This window comes from Roseateles sp. (genome assembly GCF_036486225.1).
GTDB lineage: Bacteria > Pseudomonadota > Gammaproteobacteria > Burkholderiales > Burkholderiaceae_C > Roseateles.
This window is the reverse complement of sequence record NZ_DASVNZ010000350.1, coordinates 1-2,240: the sequence shown is the minus strand read 5'-3', so window position 1 is coordinate 2,240 and position 2,240 is coordinate 1. Positions and strand designations below refer to the sequence as shown.

Genomic DNA, 2,240 nt, shown 5'->3' with positions numbered 1-2,240 from the left:
GCGCTTCAGCGGCACGCCCAGGCCGCCGGCACCGGCGCCGGCGCCTTCGCCGCCGAACTCGTCACCGACGTTGCGGCGGGAGAAACCGGGCAGCCGAGCCTTGAGCCGCGCGGCGGCGTTGCGGATCGATTGCAGGCGGTCGTTCATGAGGTCCTCCGGGGTTCCCGTGATTCGGGTGTTGGGATGACGCTCATGGTCCGGAAAGGGCCCGGAAGCCTCAATGCGGGCGTCGGCGGGTCCCTTCACGGTCCGGAAGAAACCCTCACACGCCCGCCGCGCGGGAAGGCGCCGGGCTGTCGATAATCCGGCGCCATGGCCATCCCCAGGAACAAGGTCGCCGTCATCGAGGACGACCGCCCCACCAGCGAGCAGCTTGCCGGCTGGATCCGCGCCGCGCGGCCCGAGCTGCAGGTCGACCAGTGGTTCGACCGCGACGCCGCCGAGGCCGCGCTGGCGCGCGAGCGCTACGAGATGGTGGTGCTCGACATCGAGCTCGGCCGCGAGCGCAACGCCGGCATCGCGCTGATCAACGAGATCAACAAGCTCAACGCCGGCACGCCGGTGCTGGTGGTGTCGGCGATGCCGGCGGCCATCTACCGCGGGATCATGAAGGCGCTCGACGCCTGGGACTACCTGCAGAAGACCAGCTTCGACGAGTCCGAATTCATCGACACCTTCCTCGACATCCTGCGCGCGGCCCGTGCCCGCGAGGCCGCCGAGCCGGTCGCGGCCGCGCCGGAGGCGCTGCAGCTGGACCCGCTCTGGCAGCGCAGCCCGCTGTGGAAGGGCCAGCGCATCAACCTGCCGCTGACGGCGCAGCGCATCCTCGCCACGCTCTACCAGCGCGCGCCGCAGGTGGTGTCGTACGAGGAGCTCTACGACGTCGTCAAGAGCGGCCGCACGCGCGACAACGTCCGCAAGCACGTGTCGACGCTGCGCGAGGCGCTGAAGGAAGTCGACCCGGGCTTCGACGCCATCGAGAACGTGCCGATGCGCGGGTTCCGGTGGTCGGCGCCGCGGTGAGCGTCGACGGGGGCGCGCCATGAAACTCGGCCCGGTCGAGTTGCCCGCGCTGGTCGTGCCGCGCCTGGGCCTGGCGGCGTTCCGGCGGCGCGCGGTCGTGCACCTGGCCTTCCTGCTGCTGGCGCTGGCGACGGTCGGCCTGGTGCTGACGGTGCTGATCGACCAGAAGCAGCGCGCTTACCAGCGTTATGCGCAGGGCTTCCGGCAATCGCTGGCGGAGATCGTCCTGCAGTTGCGCCATCCGAGCGGCCAGCTGGCGCTGCTCAATCCGACGATGGGCGCGGGCGACCGGGACGGACAGGCGCCGGTGCTGCTGCCGTTCTCGGCGATCGATTTCGACGACCAGAACAAGGCGCAGCGCGCGGTCGAGATGGCCGGCTGCGGCCTGCGCTGGCCCGACGGCGCGAGCCTGTGTGCCGCCGTCGGCGCAAACGCCTACGCGGGCGGATTCCTGTACCTGGTGGGCAGCCTCGAGAGCGGGCCGCTCGCCGGCCGCGAGCACGGCGCGCTCGACTTGAGCGGCGTGCACCGCGCGCGGGTCACGCTGAAGCTGCGCGGCAGCACCCAGACCTGGATCGCGCCATTCGAAGGCGCCGCCGCGGCCGACGGCACGCAGCGCGGTCGGCTGACCGGCTTCCTCGGCACGGGACCTCAGCTGCCCGGCAAGGCGCGCCCGATGCGCGAGTTCCGCGGCTGGCTCTGGCGCGAGGGCCCGTGCGCGGAAGGCAGCAGCGGGCCGGACTGCGCGCGGCGCACCTTCTATTCGATCCGGCTGCCGGTGGAGGCGTTCCAGGACGCGCTGTTCGACGACGTCGGCCGCCGCGCCCGGCCAGTGTGGCCGCCGGCGGACCTCGACCAGATGCGGGTACGGGTGGAGTTGCTCCGCCCGTCTGAGCCCACCGGGCCCGCCAATCCGTCCGCCGAGCTGTCCGCGGCAGCTTCCGATGCGATGCCTGCAGGGACAAGCCCCACGCCGGCGGTGGTGCCGGTCCTCTTCGACAGCGCGAAGCCGGGCGCATCGCTCGCGCTGTCGCTGGACCGGATCGGCGCGTCGCTGCAGCCGGGCGAGACGCTGCGCATCGAGCGCCTGGGCAAGCAGGCGACCACGATCGCCGAACGTCGCGGCCCGGAGCTGTCGGAGCGCGCGCTGCCCTGGCTGATCCACGTGATGCGGCGGCTGCCGGTGCAGGGCGAGATCCTGGGCGTCGGCGCCGATA

Annotated in this window: 1 protein-coding gene and 1 pseudogene; both read left to right on the top strand. The window is 72.4% G+C overall.

What is annotated here, in order from left to right; genetic code table 11:
• Positions 1-312 precede the first annotated feature (312 nt).
• Positions 313-1,023, top strand: a complete 711-nt coding sequence (locus VF536_RS22885; protein ID WP_331617207.1) for a response regulator — start codon at positions 313-315, stop codon at positions 1,021-1,023.
• A 19-nt stretch (positions 1,024-1,042) separates the two neighbouring features.
• Positions 1,043-2,240: pseudogene (locus tag VF536_RS22880) on the top strand (hypothetical protein); the annotation flags it as partial.